General features: G+C 61.1%; 14 protein-coding genes. 12 read left to right on the top strand and 2 right to left on the bottom strand.

Going from position 1 to position 16,517, the window contains the following annotated elements:
• Positions 1–38: 38 nt before the first annotated feature.
• Together ACMXYH_RS26490 and ACMXYH_RS26485 are read right to left on the bottom strand one after the other, a co-directional pair.
• A complete protein-coding gene (locus ACMXYH_RS26490) occupies positions 39–1,526 on the bottom strand; it encodes a gamma-aminobutyraldehyde dehydrogenase (RefSeq protein ID WP_415765444.1) in 1,488 nt (495 codons plus the stop codon).
• Positions 1,527–1,626: 100 nt separating this feature from the next.
• Positions 1,627–2,541 (bottom strand): LysR family transcriptional regulator, encoded by a 915-nt coding sequence (locus ACMXYH_RS26485; RefSeq protein WP_008151654.1) that lies wholly within the window; start codon positions 2,539–2,541, stop codon positions 1,627–1,629.
• A gap of 187 nt (positions 2,542–2,728) precedes the next feature.
• Between ACMXYH_RS26485 and ACMXYH_RS26480 the strand changes: the two genes are divergently transcribed.
• The 12 genes from ACMXYH_RS26480 (at position 2,729) to ACMXYH_RS26425 (ending at position 16,517) form a co-directional block, all read left to right on the top strand.
• Positions 2,729–3,451 (top strand): tellurite resistance TerB family protein, encoded by a 723-nt coding sequence (locus ACMXYH_RS26480; RefSeq protein ID WP_415765443.1) that lies wholly within the window; start codon positions 2,729–2,731, stop codon positions 3,449–3,451.
• Positions 3,452–3,607: 156 nt separating this feature from the next.
• Positions 3,608–5,230, top strand: a complete 1,623-nt coding sequence (locus tag ACMXYH_RS26475) for a methyl-accepting chemotaxis protein (protein WP_415765442.1) — start codon at positions 3,608–3,610, stop codon at positions 5,228–5,230.
• Positions 5,230–5,766, top strand: a complete 537-nt coding sequence (locus ACMXYH_RS26470; RefSeq protein ID WP_415765441.1) for a chemotaxis protein CheW — start codon at positions 5,230–5,232, stop codon at positions 5,764–5,766. The genes ACMXYH_RS26475 and ACMXYH_RS26470 overlap by 1 nt, the downstream gene beginning before the upstream one ends.
• Entirely contained in the window at positions 5,763–7,034 is a 1,272-nt protein-coding gene (locus ACMXYH_RS26465; protein WP_415765440.1) for a CheR family methyltransferase, read from the top strand. Before ACMXYH_RS26470 ends, ACMXYH_RS26465 begins: the two co-directional genes overlap by 4 nt.
• Positions 7,031–7,714 (top strand): chemotaxis protein CheW, encoded by a 684-nt coding sequence (locus ACMXYH_RS26460; RefSeq protein WP_415765439.1) that lies wholly within the window; start codon positions 7,031–7,033, stop codon positions 7,712–7,714. Before ACMXYH_RS26465 ends, ACMXYH_RS26460 begins: the two co-directional genes overlap by 4 nt.
• Positions 7,711–9,999, top strand: coding sequence for a hybrid sensor histidine kinase/response regulator (locus ACMXYH_RS26455; protein WP_415765438.1), 2,289 nt, complete (start codon positions 7,711–7,713; stop codon positions 9,997–9,999). The genes ACMXYH_RS26460 and ACMXYH_RS26455 overlap by 4 nt, the downstream gene beginning before the upstream one ends.
• Positions 9,996–11,006: a chemotaxis response regulator protein-glutamate methylesterase gene (locus ACMXYH_RS26450; protein ID WP_415765437.1), complete on the top strand. Its 1,011-nt coding sequence runs from the start codon at positions 9,996–9,998 to the stop codon at positions 11,004–11,006. The genes ACMXYH_RS26455 and ACMXYH_RS26450 overlap by 4 nt, the downstream gene beginning before the upstream one ends.
• Before the next feature lie 47 nt (positions 11,007–11,053).
• Complete coding sequence (locus tag ACMXYH_RS26445) at positions 11,054–12,055, top strand: diguanylate cyclase domain-containing protein (protein ID WP_415765436.1); 1,002 nt, start codon at positions 11,054–11,056, stop codon at positions 12,053–12,055.
• Between the two features lie 282 nt (positions 12,056–12,337).
• Positions 12,338–13,433 (top strand): peptide chain release factor 2 gene (gene prfB / locus ACMXYH_RS26440; RefSeq protein ID WP_149631234.1). Its coding sequence is split into 2 segments (ribosomal slippage): positions 12,338–12,409 and positions 12,411–13,433, totalling 1,095 coding nucleotides; the frame shifts between segments, so codons are not numbered across the junction.
• A gap of 71 nt (positions 13,434–13,504) precedes the next feature.
• The gene (gene lysS / locus ACMXYH_RS26435) at positions 13,505–15,007 is read left to right on the top strand and encodes a lysine--tRNA ligase (protein WP_415765435.1); all 1,503 of its coding nucleotides are present in this window, start codon (positions 13,505–13,507) and stop codon (positions 15,005–15,007) included.
• A 102-nt stretch (positions 15,008–15,109) separates the two neighbouring features.
• A complete protein-coding gene (locus ACMXYH_RS26430) occupies positions 15,110–15,826 on the top strand; it encodes a TetR/AcrR family transcriptional regulator (protein WP_046048164.1) in 717 nt (238 codons plus the stop codon).
• Positions 15,827–15,962: 136 nt separating this feature from the next.
• On the top strand, positions 15,963–16,517 hold the full coding sequence (locus ACMXYH_RS26425; RefSeq protein ID WP_129441555.1) for a hypothetical protein: 555 nt from the start codon (positions 15,963–15,965) through the stop codon (positions 16,515–16,517).

Genomic DNA, 16,517 nt, shown 5'->3' with positions numbered 1-16,517 from the left:
TGGTGAAGCATGCCGTTAGCGGCTTGTTATAAGCGTAGTCAGAGATGCTGGCCGTGACGGGCCATGATGTGCCGCACCACGCTGTAGTCCTGAAGCGAATCGCTGGATAAGTCTTTGCCGTAGCCCGAACGCTTCAGGCCGCCGTGGGGCATTTCGCTGACCAGCATGAAATGGCTGTTGATCCAGGTGCAGCCGTACTGCAAGCGCGCCGCGACCTGCATTGCCTTGTCCAGGTTCTGGGTCCAGACCGAGGAGGCGAGGCCGTATTCCGAGTCGTTGGCCCAGTCCACGGCTTGTTCGAGCTGATCGAAACGGGTCACGGTGACCACCGGCCCGAACACTTCGCGCTGGACGATCTCGTCGGTCTGTTTGCAACCGGCCAGCAAGGTTGGCTGGTAATAGAAGCCGGCACCGGAATGCACTGCCGCGCCGGTCACCCGCTCGATATGCGGCTGGCCAAGGGCGCGCTCGACGAAACTGGCCACGCGGTCGCGTTGGCGGGTGCTGATCAGCGGGCCGATCTCGTTGTCGGCGTCGCGCTTGCCGGCAAACCGCAGGCTGCTGACCGCCGCGCCGAGTTCGGCCACCAAGCGATCATGAATCCCGGCCTGTGCATAAATTCGGCAGGCCGCGGTGCAATCCTGGCCAGCGTTGTAATAGCCGTAAACGCGTACGCCTTCGACCACGGCTTGAATGTCCGCATCGTTGCAGACAATCACCGGGGCCTTGCCGCCGAGTTCGAGGTGAGTGCGTTTGAGGGTTTTTGCTGCGGCTTGGAGGATTTTTTGCCCGGTGACGATATCGCCGGTCAGCGACACCATGCGCACTTTAGGATGACTGACCAAGTGACTGCCGACGCCTTCACCACCACCGCAAATGATGTTGATCACACCACGCGGCAGGATCTCGGCCAGCGCGGGCGCCAGGGCCAGAATCGACAGCGGCGTGTGTTCGGAGGGCTTGAACACCAGCGTGTTGCCGGCGGCCAGTGCCGGGGCGATTTTCCACGCGGCCATCATGATCGGGTAGTTCCACGGCGCAATCGAGGCGACCACGCCAATCGGATCGCGGCGGACCATGCTGGTGTAGCCCGGCAGGTATTCGCCGCTGAGCTGACCAGTCTGGCAACGCACGGCACCAGCAAAGAAGCGGAACACATCGACCGTCGCGCTCAAGTCATCCTGACGGGCCAGATGCAACGGCTTGCCACAGTTCAAGGATTCGAGGCGGGCGAGTAGGTCGGCTTGTTTTTCGATGGCGTTGGCGATGTCCAGCAACAGGTTCGAGCGTTGTTGCGGCGTGGTCCGCGACCAGCCGGCGAAGGCGCGGTGGGCGGCGAGGATCGCGGCTTCGACTTGTTCGGTGCTGGCTTCGGCAATGTGCGTCAGCACTTCCCCGGTGGCCGGGTTGAGGATCGGTTCGACAAACCCCTGGCCCGCGACCAATTCGCCATCGATCAACAACGCGGTGAACAACTGAGTCTGCGCGCCAGCCATTTTTCGGGTTCTCTTTTCTTGTGTGGCCATGCTGCTCCCTGTGACCGGGGCGCGGCCGTCTTATAGATGTACCAAGACTAGGCGCCGCACCCGAGGTCGACAAATACTAAATACTGAAGGTGGCGTTCGATTAAATAGATGGCTTGCGTCCGCCGTGGGGTTGCTCGCGGGCGACGGTCAGGAATGGGTCCACCAGCGCTGGGCGCGCGGTGCCACGACGCCAGGCCAGGCCGACGTCGAGGGTCTGACTAAGGTCGGCGATCGGGCGGGCTTCGATGATGTCGCCCTCCAATGACCATGGGCGATAGGTCATGTCGGGCTGGATCGACACGCCCAAACCCGCGGCCACGAGGCTTCGCACCGCTTCCGTCGAGGCCGTTCTCAAGGTGATGCGCGGTTGTAGGGAGGCCGCTGTCCACATGCGCTGGGCGTTGCGGTCCATTTCATCGACGTTCAGCTGAATCAGCGGCTCACGGGCCACGTCGGCGAGGTTGATGCTGTCGTGTTCCAGCAGCGGATGCTGGGCTGGCAGCCATAACCGATGGGGCGAGTGGGTCAGCACTTCGGTCTGCAAGGCGTGGCGATCTTCGAGGTTGGAGAGGATCAGCACGCCAACATCGATCTCGCCGCTGACCAGCAAATGCTCGATGTACGGCCGCTCGTCCTCCATCACGCGGATCTCGACGTTGGGGTAGGCGCGCTGGAAACGGGTGAGTAGATCCGCAAGGTAGTAACCGGCCACCAGGCTGGTCACGCCGATGATCAACTGCCCGGCGACCTGATCGGTGCTCTGTTGCAGGCTGCGTTTGGCGTTGTCCACCGTCGCCAGAATCAGGTGCGCCTGACGTAGGAATTGGTGGCCCTGGTGGGTCAGCGTCATGCCCTTGGCGTGACGGTTGAACAGGCCGACGCCGATTTCCTGCTCCAGTTGCTGGATGGCCAGGGTCAAGGTGGACTGAGAAATGAACGCGGTTTGCGCGGCGGCGGAGATTGAGCCGGTCTCGGCCACGGCGATGAAGTGACGGATCTGACGCAGGGTCATCATGGGGAAGTACCCGGTGGGCGGTTTTTATCGATTTTTCTGAGTTTATATCTTTTTTTCTGAATGGCTGCGGTCAGCTAAAGAGCGCTGCGCAACATCTCGAAGCACTCTCGCTCCCGGACACCGGGCACTTTCGATCTAGGCTGGTGGCCTTAAAGATCTGGTTAACCCGAATGCGTGGAGGCAGCAAATGAACACCCGTGGATTGCTCGATCAGCTACTCAAGTCCGGTCAGGACATGTTGCAGAACAAGGCCGGCGGCTCACAAAACAAGACCGCTGGGGGTGGCTTGGGCGGATTGCTCGGCGGCAGCGGTGGTTCGGGCGGCCTTGGCAGCCTGCTCTCTGGCGCGGGCGGCGGAGCGTTGGCGGCGGGTGCCATGGGTTTGCTGCTGGGCAGCAAGAAAGGGCGCAATGTCGGCGGTAAGGTCCTGACTTATGGTGGCCTCGCCGCATTGGGCGTGATTGCCTACAAGGCGTATGGCAACTGGCAGGCCCAGCAGGGCACTGCGCCGAAGACTGAACCGCAAACCATCGACCGCTTACCGGCGGCGCAAGTTGAACAGCACAGCCAGGCGATTCTCCAAGCGTTAGTGGCTGCGTCTAAAGCTGATGGTCATGTCGACGATCGCGAGCGTGCGCTGATTGAAGGCGAATTCACCAAGCTCGATAACGATCAGGAGTTGCAGCACTGGTTGCACGCCGAACTCAACAAGCCGCTGGACCCTGCCGACGTTGCCCGCGCTGCCAGTACGCCGGAAATGGCCGCAGAGATGTACATCGCCAGTGTGATGTTGGTGGATGAAGAGAGCTTCATGGAGAAGTCCTACCTCGATGAGCTTGCACGTCAGTTGAAGCTTGAGCCGGGGTTGAAGGCTGAGTTGGAGAAGCAGGTGCGTCAGGCTTCTGTGTAAGTCAGCAGGCCGCCTTCAGTCGCGCTACATGCCCCCCCTCAGGGCCAATTCCGGCTGTTTTTGCCGGGGATGAGACGTGGCGCGCAACCCTTTCCAGATGCAACCCCGCCCTCGGCTATACTCCGCAGCATTTGAAATGCACCCCGAGGACTGACTGTGAAGAACTGGACGTTGCGCCAACGCATCTTGGCGAGCTTTGCTGTGATTATCGCCATCATGTTGCTGATGGTCGTCGTCTCGTATTCCCGGCTGTTGAAGATCGAAATCAGCGAAACCAGCGTCCGTGAAGACGCGCTTCCCGGGTTGTATTACAGCTCGATGGTTCGCAGCGCCTGGGTCGACACTTATGTTCGCACCCAGGAAATGCTGGGCTTCAAGGCGGGGCAGGGCTTCAGTGCGGAAGAGGCCGAAAGCTTCAAAAACTTTGAGGTGCGTCTGCAAGAGCAGATGAGAAACTACCAAGGCACCGTCATCAGGGATGAAGACAAGGTCGAGTACGCCGTTTTTGAAAAACTTCATGAGAATTACAACAAGGCGCTGGCGGCCATGCTCGATTTGCATAAGCGCAATCAGGAAGCCGAAGCCATCAAGATGTTCAACGAGCAACTGACCCCGACATGGACCGCCGGTCGCATGAAACTCAATGACATTATCCGCGACAACAAAGCGGTGGCCGACCAGGGCATCGCGAACATCGATGACGCCGTGGTCACCGCGAAAGTCATCATGGGCATTTCCCTGCTGGTCGCGGTGCTGGCCGCCAGCCTCTGCGGTCTGCTGCTGATGCGCGCGATCATGGCGCCGATGAACCGGATCGTCGAAATTCTCGACGTCATGCGCACCGGTGATCTCAGCAACCGCCTGAACCTGGCGCGCAAGGACGAATTCGGCGCCGTGGAAACCGGCTTCAACGACATGATGACCGAGCTGACGTCCCTGGTGTCCCAGGCCCAGCGTTCCTCGGTGCAGGTCACCACCTCGGTGACCGAGATTGCCGCCACCTCCAAGCAACAGCAAGCGACCGCCACCGAAACCGCCGCCACCACAACCGAAATCGGCGCGACGTCCCGTGAGATTGCGGCCACTTCGCGGGATCTGGTGCGCACGATGACTGAAGTCTCCACCGCCGCCGATCAGGCCTCGGTGCTCGCCGGTTCCGGGCAGCAAGGCCTGGCGCGGATGGAAGAGACCATGCACTCGGTGATGGGCGCGGCCGATCTGGTCAACGCCAAACTGGCGATCCTCAATGAGAAGGCCGGCAACATCAATCAGGTGGTGGTGACCATCGTCAAGGTCGCCGACCAGACCAATCTGCTGTCGCTCAACGCGGCGATTGAGGCCGAAAAGGCCGGTGAATACGGTCGCGGGTTTGCCGTGGTCGCCACTGAAGTGCGGCGTCTGGCGGACCAGACCGCCGTCGCCACGTACGACATCGAGCAGATGGTGCGCGAGATCCAGTCGGCAGTGTCGGCCGGGGTGATGGGCATGGACAAGTTCTCTGAAGAAGTGCGCCGTGGGATGTCCGAAGTGCAGCAAATCGGCGAGCAGCTGTCGCAGATCATCCATCAGGTTCAGGCATTGGCGCCGCGGGTGTTGATGGTCAACGAAGGCATGCAGGCCCAGGCCACGGGCGCCGAACAGATCAACCACGCGCTGGTGCAGTTGGGCGATGCCAGCAGCCAGACCGTCGAGTCCCTGCGCCAGGCCAGTTTCGCCATCGATGAGCTGAGCCAGGTGGCCGTAGGGCTGCGCAGCGGCGTTTCGCGATTCAAAGTCTGATGAGCGAACCCACGGCCAAGCACACCGCCGTGAAGCCGGCGTTGCAATCATTGTTTCTGGTGTTCCGCATCGGCAACGAGCGCTATGCCTTGCAGGCCATCGAGGTGGCGGAAGTGCTGCCGCGTCTGCCGTTGAAACCGATTCCCCGCGCGCCGGACTGGGTCGCCGGGGTGTTCGCCTACCGCGGCGCGGTGGTGCCGGTGATCGACCTGAGTGCGCTGACGTTCGGCCAACCGGCCCAGGCCCGCACCAGCACGCGCCTGGTGCTGGTCAATTACCGTCCGGATGAGTTCGCTGAGGCGCAATTGCTCGGGCTGATTCTGGAACAGGCCACCGATACCTTGCGCTGCAACCCGGCGGATTTTCAGCCCTATGGCCTGGACAATCGCCAGGCGCCGTACCTCGGGCCGGTGCGTGAAGATGCCCAGGGTTTGCTGCAATGGGTGCGGGTCGCCGACTTGCTCGACGATCAGGTTCGCGCGCTGCTGTTTCCGTCGACGCCGCTGGACCTGGCGCTGCTTGAGGAGCGGCCATGAGCAGTGATCAGCGGTTTTTCGATTTCCTCAAAGAGCGCATCGGTCTCGACGTGACCTCGGTGGGACCTGCGATCATCGAGCGTGCGGTGCGCCAGCGCAGCACGGCGTCCAACGCGCTGACGGCCGATGAGTATTGGCACACCTTGCAGGGCTCGCGGGATGAGCAGCAGGCGCTGATCGAAGCGGTGATTGTCCCTGAGACCTGGTTTTTCCGTTACCCGGAATCCTTCGCCACGTTGGCGAAACTGGCCACCAAACGCCTGAGCGACATCAACAACATGCGCGCGCTACGGATTCTCAGCCTGCCGTGTTCCACCGGTGAAGAACCGTATTCCATCGCCATGGCGTTGCTCGATGCCGGGTTGCAGCCGCACCAGTTCAAGGTCGAAGGCATGGATGTCAGTCCGCTGTCGGTGGAAAAAGCCCGGCGCGCGCTGTACGGCAAGAATTCGTTCCGGGGTCAGGACATCGCCTTTCGCGACCGGCATTTCACCGCCGAAGGCGAGGGCTATCGCCTCAGCGGGCGAGTGCTCGAACAAGTGCGTTTGCAGGTCGGCAATCTGCTGGATCCGACGTTGCTGGCCAACGAGCCGCCTTATGACTTCGTGTTTTGCCGCAACCTGCTGATCTATTTCGATCAGCCGACCCAGCAGCAAGTGTTCGAAGTGCTCAAGCGTCTGACCCATGTCGATGGCGTGCTGTTTATCGGCCCGGCCGAGGGCAGTTTGCTCGGCCGTTTTGGCATGCGTTCGATCGGCATCCCGCAGTCCTTTGCCTTCAGTCGTCAAAGCGCACCAGAGCCAGAACCCTTCCCGACTTTCGTGCCAACGCCTCTGCCCGTGCACCCCCCGGTGCGCAGCGTGGCACCGCCGCCCGTTCGCAGCCGGCCCTTCGCAACGGTGGCGCCGCTGCCTGTGGTGACGAAAGTCGCCAACCCGGACACCGCCGTGCTGCTGGCGAATATCGCCGCGCTGGCCAACGAAGGCAAAAGTGCCGAGGCCCGCGCCGCGTGCGATAGCTATTTGCGCAGTCATGAACCCGTGGCCCAGGTCTTCTACTGGCTGGGCCTGCTCAGCGATGTCGCCGGCAGAGTCCTTGAGGCTCAGGGTTTTTATCGCAAGGCGTTGTACCTCGACCCGCAACATCCCGACGCGTTGATGCACCTGGCGGCGTTGCTGCAATCCTTGGGCGACACGGCGGGAGCCAGACGATTGCAGGACCGCGCCGCCCGCAGTGAGCGCGCCGCTGACAGTGAGCGTAACCGATGAACGCCACCGACACCTTTAGCCTCACCCATGAAGATGCCCAGGCCATCGACGACTGCTGGAACCGCATCGGTATCCACGGCGACAAGTCCTGCCCGCTACTGAGCGATCACATTCACTGCCGCAATTGTGCGGTGTATTCGGCCGCGGCGACGCGCTTGCTCGACCGCTACGCGTTGCAGCAGGAAGACCGCGGGCAAGTCTCCACGACGGTCGAGAGCGAAGTGAAAGCCCGCTCGCTGTTGATGTTCCGTCTCGGCGAAGAATGGCTGGCCCTGGCCACTCGCAGTCTGGTGGAAGTGGCGCCGCTGCAAGCGATTCATTCCTTGCCGCACCAACGCTCCCGGGCGTTGCTCGGCGTGGCGAATGTGCGCGGCGCGTTGGTGGCGTGCCTGTCGCTGGTGGAATTGCTGGGGCTCGACGGCGCCAGCAGCGTGGCGTCCGGCGCGCGGGTCATGCCGCGAATGCTGATCATCGCCGCCCACGGCGGACCGGTGGTGGTACCGGTGGATGAAGTGGACGGGATTCACGCCATCGAAGAACGCGTCCTCGAGGCGGCGTCCCGCTCTGGTACTCAGGCCAGCGCCAAATACACCCGTGGCGTGTTGCAATTCAAAGGTCGCAGTCTGCGTTGGCTGGATGAAGAACAGCTGCTGTCCGCCGTGACCCGGAGCCTTACATGACCCCCGAGCAAATGCGCGACGCCTCTTTGCTGGAACTGTTCAGTCTGGAAGCCGAGGCCCAGACGCTGGTGCTGAGCGCAGGTCTTCTAGCGCTGGAGCGCGACCCGACCCAGGCCGATCACCTCGAATCGTGCATGCGCGCGGCGCACTCGCTCAAGGGCGCTGCGCGGATCGTCGGCGTCGATGCCGGGGTCAGCGTCGCGCATGTGATGGAAGATTGCCTGGTCAGTGCCCAGGAAGGGCGCCTGTACCTGCGGCCCGAGCACATTGATGCGTTGTTGCAAGGCACCGATTTGCTGACGCGCATTGCGACGCCGGACAACAACCCTGAACCTGCCGAAATCGAGGCCTATGTGGTCTTGATGGCGTTGTTGCTTGATCCGATGGCGGCACCCGCGCCGGTCACTGCGCCTGTCGCCCCAGTGATGGCGGAACTTCAGCTCGAACCACCGACGCCCAGGGTCGAGACGCCCATCCCGGTCGCCGAACTGCAACCCGCAGAGCCGCCGCGCAAGGCCAAACGCACCACCGAAAACGGCGAGCGGGTACTGCGAGTCACGGCCGAACGCCTGAACAGCCTGCTTGACCTGTCGAGCAAATCCCTGGTGGAAACCCTGCGGCTCAAACCGCACCTGGCCACCATGCAACGCCTCAAGCGTATGCAGAACAACGGCCTGCGGGCCCTGGAAAACCTCAACGTCCACCTCAAGGAACATGCCTTGAGTCTGGAAGCACAGGAAGCTCTCGAAGTCGCTCGTCGGCTACTGGCCGAGTCTCAGCAATTGCTGGTGGAAAAGAACGCCGAACTGGATGAGTTCGCCTGGCAGGCCAGTCAACGGGCGCAAGTGTTGTACGACACCGCGCTGGCCTGCCGCATGCGGCCGTTTGCCGATGTGTTGGCCGGGCAAGAGCGCATGATCCGCGACCTCGGCCGCAGCCTTGGCAAACAGGTACGACTGGAGATCGAGGGTGAGAAAACCCAGGTCGACCGCGACGTGTTGGAGAAACTTGAAGCGCCGCTGACTCACCTGCTGCGCAATGCCGTGGATCACGGCATCGAATCCCCGGAGCAACGGCTATTGGCGGGTAAACCCGCTGAAGGCCTGATCCGTTTGCGCGCTTCCCATCAGGCCGGTTTGCTGGTGCTGGAGCTGAGCGATGACGGCAACGGCGTCGATCTGGAAAAGGTCCGCCGCAGCATCATCGAGCGCCAATTGTCCCCGGCCGAAACCGCCGCGCAATTGAGTGAAGAAGAGCTGCTGACGTTCCTGTTTCTACCGGGTTTCAGCCTGCGCGACACGGTCACCGAAGTCTCCGGGCGTGGCGTCGGACTGGATGCGGTCCAGCACATGGTCCGCCAGGTGCGCGGCGCGGTCGTGCTGGAGCAGGCAGCGGGCGAGGGCAGTCGTTTCCATCTCGAAGTGCCGCTGACCCTGTCGGTGGTGCGCAGTCTGGTGGTGGAGGTCGGTGACGAGGCCTATGCCTTCCCGCTGGCCCACATCGAACGGATGTGCGATCTGGAGCCGGCGGACATCGTTCAGGTCGAAGGCCGCCAGCACTTCTGGCACGAAGGCCGGCATGTCGGGCTGGTCGCGGCCAGTCAGCTGTTGCAGCGTCCAGCGAGCCAGAACAGTCAGCAAACCCTCAAAGTGGTGGTGATCCGCGAGCGCGAGGCGATTTACGGCGTGGCGGTCGAGCGTTTTATCGGCGAGCGGACGTTGGTCGTATTGCCGCTGGACGAGCGTCTGGGCAAGGTGCAGGACATTTCCGCCGGGGCCTTGCTCGACGATGGTTCGGTGGTGCTGATCGTCGACGTCGAAGACATGCTGCGTTCAGTGGACAAACTGCTCAATACCGGGCGTCTTGAGCGCATTGCCCGTCAAGGCAGCCAGGCGGTTGAAGCGGCTCGGAAACGGATTCTGGTGGTCGACGATTCGCTGACCGTACGTGAGCTGCAACGCAAGTTGTTACTCAATCGCGGCTACGACGTGGCGGTGGCGGTGGATGGTATGGACGGCTGGAACGCCTTGCGATCGGAGGATTTCGATCTGCTGATCACCGACATCGATATGCCACGCATGGATGGCATCGAACTGGTGTCTTTATTGCGTAGGGACAATCGCCTGCAATCCCTTCCGGTTATGGTGGTGTCTTACAAGGATCGTGAAGAGGACCGTCGCCGTGGACTGGACGCTGGAGCCGACTATTATCTAGCCAAAGCCAGTTTTCATGACGACGCCCTGCTTGACGCGGTGGTTGAGCTCATTGGAGGAGCGCGTGCATGAAAATAGCGATCGTCAACGACATGCCCATGGCGGTGGAGGCTCTGCGCCGCGCCCTGGCATTTGAGCCGGCGCACGAGGTGATCTGGGTCGCCAGTAATGGGGCCCAGGCGGTGCAGCGTTGCGCTGAAAACACGCCAGATCTGATCCTGATGGACCTGATCATGCCCGTGATGGATGGCGTGGAGGCGACCCGGCGGATCATGGCCGAGACGCCGTGCGCGATTGTCATCGTGACGGTCGACCGCGAGCAGAACGTGCATCGGGTGTTCGAGGCCATGGGCCACGGCGCGCTGGATGTGGTCGATACGCCGGCCCTCGGTGCCGGCAATGCCCAAGAGGCAGCGGCCCCGTTACTGCGCAAGATCATTAACATCGGTTGGCTGATCGGTGACCGGGGCAATCGGGAGCGATCGGCTCCGAGCCCGCTGCGCAGTTCGGCTTCGCGCCAGCGCCTGATCGCCATTGGCTCATCCGCCGGTGGGCCGGCCGCGCTGGAAGTATTGCTCAAGGGGTTGCCGCTAGATTTTTCGGCCGCCATCGTACTGGTGCAGCATGTTGACCAGGTGTTCGCCGCCGGCATGGCCGAATGGCTCAGCAGCGCCAGCGGCCTGATCGTGCGCCTGGCCCAGGAAGGCGAGCCTCCGCAGGCCGGCACGGTGCTGCTGGCGGGTACCAATCACCATATTCGCTTGTTGAAAAACGGTACGTTGGCCTACACCGCCGAACCGGTCAACGAGATCTACCGGCCCTCGATCGATGTGTTCTTCGAGAGCGTGGCCAATTACTGGAACGGCGATGCCGTGGGTGTTTTGCTCACTGGTATGGGACGCGATGGCGCGCAGGGGCTTAAACTCATGCGCCAGCAGGGCTACCTGACCATCGCTCAGGATCAGAACAGCAGTGCAGTGTACGGAATGCCGAAGGCGGCAGCGGCCATCGACGCCGCTGTGGAGATTCGCCCACTGGAAAAGATAGCGCCACGATTGCTGGAGATTTTCCCCAAATGAAGACTTTTCACAGCAATCTGGCCCAAGTAGTACTCAGGTGACTGCCCATGAATGATTTACAGCTCGACGACTTCAAAACCGACGAAAACGCCGCCATGGTGTTGTTGGTAGACGATCAGGCAATGATCGGCGAGGCGGTGCGCCGCGGGTTGTCGAACGAAGAAAATATTGACTTCCACTTCTGCGCCGACCCGCACCAGGCCATCGCCCAGGCGATCCGCATCAAACCGACGGTGATCCTCCAGGATCTGGTGATGCCCGGTCTTGATGGCTTGAGCCTGGTGCGCGAGTACCGCAACCATCCGGCGACCAAGGACATCCCGATCATTGTCCTGTCGACCAAGGAAGACCCGCTGATCAAGAGCGCGGCGTTTGCGGCCGGGGCCAATGATTACCTGGTCAAGTTGCCGGACAACATCGAACTGGTGGCGCGCATCCGCTATCACTCGCGCTCCTACATGACGTTGCTGCAGCGTGACGCAGCGTATCGCGCGTTGCGGGTCAGCCAGCAGCAGTTGCTCGACACCAACCTGGTGCTACAACGCTTGATGAACTCCGACGGCCTGACCGGGCTGTCGAACCGCCGGCATTTCGACGAATACCTGGAGCTTGAGTGGCGCCGTTCGCTGCGTGACCAGAGTCAACTGTCGTTGCTGATGATCGATGTCGACTACTTCAAGACTTACAACGACAGTTTCGGCCACCTTGAAGGCGATGAAGCCCTGCGCAAAGTAGCCACGGCGATTCGTGATGCCAGCGCCCGTCCTTCGGACCTGCCGGCCCGTTATGGCGGCGAAGAATTCGCCCTGGTGCTGCCCAATACTTCGCCGGGCGGCGCGCGACTGGTCGCGGAAAAACTGCGCCAGACCGTGGCTTCGCTAAAGATTCCGCATATTTTCCCGGTCGAAGGTTCGAGCCTGACCATCAGCATCGGCCTGTCGACCATGACCCCGCAACCGGGCGGCGATTGCCGTCAATTGATCTCGGCGGCGGACAAGGGGCTGTATCTGGCGAAGAACAATGGGCGTAATCAGGTGGGGATTGAGTAACCCACTGACGCACGATACCTGTAGCAGCTGCCGAGCCCGCGAGGCTGCGTTCGAGGACGAAGTCCTCGCAAACCCTGTACACGCGGTTTGCCTGAATGACCGCGTTGTCCGGCTTTACGACTGCTTCGCAGCCGAACGCAGCCTCGCGGGCTCGGCAACTGCTACAAGTGCTCAGCACCGCGAAATCCATTCGCCCCTAAAGCCGCCAGGCGGGCTGCCGTGACAGCCTGATTACGTTATACTCGCCGGCTTTCAAAAGTTCGCCAACGAGTGCTGCCCGCCATGGAAATCAACCCGATCCTTAACAGTATCAAGGACCTGTCCGAGCGCTCCGAAACTATTCGGGGGTATCTTTGACTACGATCAAAAGCATGAGCGTCTGACTGAAGTCAATCGCGAGCTTGAAGATCCGAATGTCTGGAACAACCCGACGTACGCTCAGGAGCTGGGCCGCGAGCGGTCCCTGCTGGCTCAGATCGTCGAAACCCTCGACGAAATGCACACAGGCCTGGCCGACGCCAAAGACCTGCTGCTGATGTCCGCCGAAGAAGAAGACCAGGCTGCCGTCGATGACGTCGCTGCCGAAGTCGAGCGTCTGCGCGAGTCCCTGGAAAAACTCGAATTCCGTCGCATGTTCAGCGGTGAGATGGACGCCAACAACGCTTACCTGGACATCCAGGCCGGCTCCGGCGGTACCGAGGCCCAGGACTGGGCCAACATCCTGCTGCGCATGTACCTGCGCTGGGCCGACAAACGCGGTTTCGACGCGACCATCATGGAACTGTCGGCCGGTGAAGTCGCCGGGATCAAGGGCGCCACAATCCACATCAAGGGCGAATACGCCTTTGGCTGGTTGCGTACCGAAATCGGCGTGCACCGTCTGGTGCGCAAGAGCCCGTACGACTCCGGTAACCGCCGCCACACCTCGTTCTCGGCCGTGTTCGTGTCGCCGGAAATCGATGACAACATCGAAATCGACATCAACCCGTCGGACCTGCGCATCGACACCTACCGCTCCTCCGGTGCCGGTGGTCAGCACGTAAACACCACCGACTCGGCCGTCCGTATTACGCACGTACCGACCAACACCGTGGTCAGCTGCCAGAACGAACGCTCCCAGCACGCCAACAAAGACACCGCGATGAAAATGTTGCGGGCGCGCTTGTACGAGCAGGAAGTGCAGAAACGCAACGCCGCCTCCCAGGCCCTGGAAGACACCAAGTCGGACATCGGCTGGGGTCACCAGATTCGCTCTTACGTGCTCGATGCGTCGCGAATCAAGGATTTGCGCACTAACATCGAACGCAGTGACTGCGACAAGGTGCTCGACGGCGACATCGACGAATACCTGGTGGCCAGCCTGAAGCAAGGCCTGTAAACCGCCAGTCAAGACCTCAAGTCCCCTGCCACCGGTGGGGGCAACGAACCTGTGATGGAATTTTTAAAGACATGAGCGACCTAGAACTCGACCCGCAAGCCCTGCAACAGGAAGAAAACTCCCTGATCGCCCTGCGCAAGGAAAAGCTGGCTGCCGAGCGCGCCAAGGGCAATGCCTTCCCGAACGACTTCCGCCGCGACAACTACTGCGAAGACTTGCAGAAACAGTACGCGGACAAGACCAAGGAAGAGCTGGCAGAAGCTGCAATCCCGGTCAAGGTTGCCGGTCGTCTCATGCTCAACCGTGGCTCGTTCATGGTGATCCAGGACATGTCCGGGCGCATCCAGGTTTACGTCAACCGTAAAACGCTGTCCGAAGAAACCCTGGCCGCGGTGAAAACCTGGGACTTGGGCGACATCATCGCCGCCGAAGGCACCCTGGCCCGTTCCGGCAAGGGCGACCTGTACGTCGAAATGACCAGCGTGCGCCTGCTGACCAAATCCCTGCGCCCACTGCCGGACAAGCACCACGGCCTGACCGACACCGAATCCCGTTATCGTCAGCGTTACGTTGACCTGATCGTCAACGAAGACGTGCGCCAGACTTTCCGCGTTCGTTCGCAAGTCATCGCGCACATCCGCAGCTTCCTGATGAAGCGAGACTTCCTGGAAGTCGAAACACCGATGCTGCAAACCATTCCAGGCGGTGCAGCGGCCAAGCCGTTCGAAACACACCACAACGCCCTGGACATGGACATGTACCTGCGCATCGCGCCGGAGCTGTACCTCAAGCGCCTGGTGGTCGGTGGTTTTGAAAAGGTGTTCGAGATCAACCGCAACTTCCGTAACGAAGGCGTTTCGACTCGTCACAACCCTGAATTCACCATGTTGGAGTTCTACCAGGCTTACGCCGACTACGAAGACAACATGGACCTGACCGAAGAACTGTTCCGCGAACTGGCACAGCTGGTTCTGGGCAGCACCGACGTGCCTTACGGCGACAAAGTGTTCCACTTCGGCGAACCGTTCGTGCGTCTGTCGGTGTTCGAGTCGATCCTCAAGTACAACCCTGAGCTGACCGCTGACGACCTGACCGACATCGACAAGGCCCGTGCTATCGCCAAGAAGGCCGGTGCCAAAGTGCTGGGCTTCGAAGGTCTGGGCAAATTGCAGGTGATGATTTTCGAAGAGCTGGTCGAGCATAAGCTGGAGCAGCCGCACTTCATCACTCAATACCCGTTCGAAGTGTCGCCGCTGGCCCGTCGTAACGACGAGAACCCGAACGTCACCGACCGTTTTGAACTGTTCATCGGCGGCCGCGAAATCGCCAACGCCTACTCCGAGTTGAACGACGCGGAAGACCAGGCCGAGCGCTTCATGGCTCAGGTGGCCGACAAGGACGCCGGCGACGATGAAGCCATGCATTACGACGCCGACTTCGTTCGCGCGCTGGAGTACGGCATGCCGCCAACGGCCGGTGAAGGTATCGGCATCGACCGTCTGGTGATGCTGCTGACCAACTCCCCGTCGATCCGCGACGTGATCCTGTTCCCGCACATGCGGCCACAAGCGTAAGTGTTTCAATAAAAAAGCCGCCTAAAACAGGCGGCTTTTTATTGCCTGTCTGGTACAAACGTATCAATTGGTTACTTTTGAAGTAAGAGAGGAATACCTGTCGTGAACCGTGCAATTGCTCAAGAGGGTGCAGCGGACGTCGCCACTGCGGTCGCTGAAAGTGTTCAGTACCAGGGTCGCAAGGCCAGCCGACAGGGCAGTGAGCAGCGTCGACAGGACATTCTCGATGCGGCGATGCGCATTGTCGTGCGCGATGGCGTGCGGGCCGTGCGTCACCGCGCGGTGGCCGCCGAGGCTGGTGTGCCGCTGTCGGCCACCACTTACTATTTCAAGGATATCGATGACCTGCTCACCGATACCTTTGCCCAATACGTGGAACGCAGCGCGGCGTTCATGGCCAAGTTGTGGGCCAGCAACGAAGGCCTGCTGCGCGAGATGGTTGCTTATGGCGATGGCAGCCCCGAGTCGCGTTCCCAGCTGGCTGACGATATCGCGCGGCTGACCGCCGATTACGTGCAGCGCCAATTGCACAACCGTCGGGAACACTTGATGGCCGAGCAGGCGTTCCGCCAGGAGGCCCTGTTGAACCCGCGTTTGGCGGAGTTGGTGCGCTCGCATCAGCAAATTCTTCTGCAAGGCACCTGCCATTTTTTCGAGGTGTTGGGTTCCCGCGAGCCACAACAGGATGCCAAAGTGTTGACGGCGATTATCGGACGGATGGAATATCAGGGCCTGCTCAACGACGCCGAGCCTGTCGCCGAAGCCGAAATGCTCGGCATCCTCACGCGGTATATGCACCTGGTATTGGCGTCGGTGTAACCCTGTCCCCAGTAGGAGCTGCCGAAGGCTGCGATCTTTTGATCTTGATCTCTTGATACCGCAGCGAAGCAGGATCAAAAGATCGCAGCCTTCGGCAGCTCCTACAGGTCCGCGTGTGTTCATAGGGAGTTGTTGAATGAAAGCCTGGCGTGTCGTTGTGATCGCCTTGTCGTTCCTGCTGCTCAGCGGCTGTCTGGTGACCTTCAAGGAGCCGCTGCCCTCGAGCGAGCCCGCGCCTAAAGGGTTGCTCGGCAAATGGACCAGCACCAACGCCTGGGGCGAGCCGCTGAATCTGGAGCTGACGCGCCTGGGCGACAATCACTATCAGGCCGTCAGCTACTTCAAGGCTAAGCCCAAGGAGCGTGAAGCCTATCCCTTCACGGTGACCCGCCATGGCAGTCGCTGGTACCTGTCGGCCAGGGTGCCGGCGCAATTCGGTGGGCATTTCACTCTCTTGGGTTTTGAACTCACCGATAAGCATGAGCTGGTGGTCTACAACCTCGACCTCGAGCAGATCAACCAGGCCCTGAGGCAAAAAGTCCTCAGCGGCGAAGGCTTCCAGACCGACGACGGCGACGGCGTGTTGATCAACAACAATCTGGACCAGGTCTTCGCCTACCTAGACGACCCGGCCAATTCCGATGTGTTCGTCGAGGCTGTGCGCTATCAGCGCCTGGCCAAAGCCAAATAA

Origin of the sequence: Pseudomonas frigoris (assembly GCF_047758635.1) — a bacterium.
Lineage (GTDB): Bacteria > Pseudomonadota > Gammaproteobacteria > Pseudomonadales > Pseudomonadaceae > Aquipseudomonas > Aquipseudomonas frigoris.
The sequence above is the reverse complement of the archived record's forward strand: the minus strand, read 5'-3'. Positions and strand labels throughout refer to the sequence as shown.

Bases quoted from the DNA above. Each gene is read 5' to 3' on its own strand.
- ACMXYH_RS26490 (WP_415765444.1), bottom strand. From the start codon at position 1,526: ATGGCCACACAAGAAAAGAGAACCCGAAAAATGGCTGGCGCGCAGACT.
- ACMXYH_RS26485 (WP_008151654.1), bottom strand. From the start codon at position 2,541: ATGATGACCCTGCGTCAGATCCGTCACTTCATCGCCGTGGCCGAGACC.
- ACMXYH_RS26480 (WP_415765443.1), top strand. From the start codon at position 2,729: ATGAACACCCGTGGATTGCTCGATCAGCTACTCAAGTCCGGTCAGGAC.
- ACMXYH_RS26470 (WP_415765441.1), top strand. From the start codon at position 5,230: ATGAGCGAACCCACGGCCAAGCACACCGCCGTGAAGCCGGCGTTGCAA.
- ACMXYH_RS26465 (WP_415765440.1), top strand. From the start codon at position 5,763: ATGAGCAGTGATCAGCGGTTTTTCGATTTCCTCAAAGAGCGCATCGGT.
- ACMXYH_RS26460 (WP_415765439.1), top strand. From the start codon at position 7,031: ATGAACGCCACCGACACCTTTAGCCTCACCCATGAAGATGCCCAGGCC.
- ACMXYH_RS26455 (WP_415765438.1), top strand. From the start codon at position 7,711: ATGACCCCCGAGCAAATGCGCGACGCCTCTTTGCTGGAACTGTTCAGT.
- ACMXYH_RS26450 (WP_415765437.1), top strand. From the start codon at position 9,996: ATGAAAATAGCGATCGTCAACGACATGCCCATGGCGGTGGAGGCTCTG.
- ACMXYH_RS26445 (WP_415765436.1), top strand. From the start codon at position 11,054: ATGAATGATTTACAGCTCGACGACTTCAAAACCGACGAAAACGCCGCC.
- lysS (WP_415765435.1), top strand. From the start codon at position 13,505: ATGAGCGACCTAGAACTCGACCCGCAAGCCCTGCAACAGGAAGAAAAC.
- ACMXYH_RS26425 (WP_129441555.1), top strand. From the start codon at position 15,963: ATGAAAGCCTGGCGTGTCGTTGTGATCGCCTTGTCGTTCCTGCTGCTC.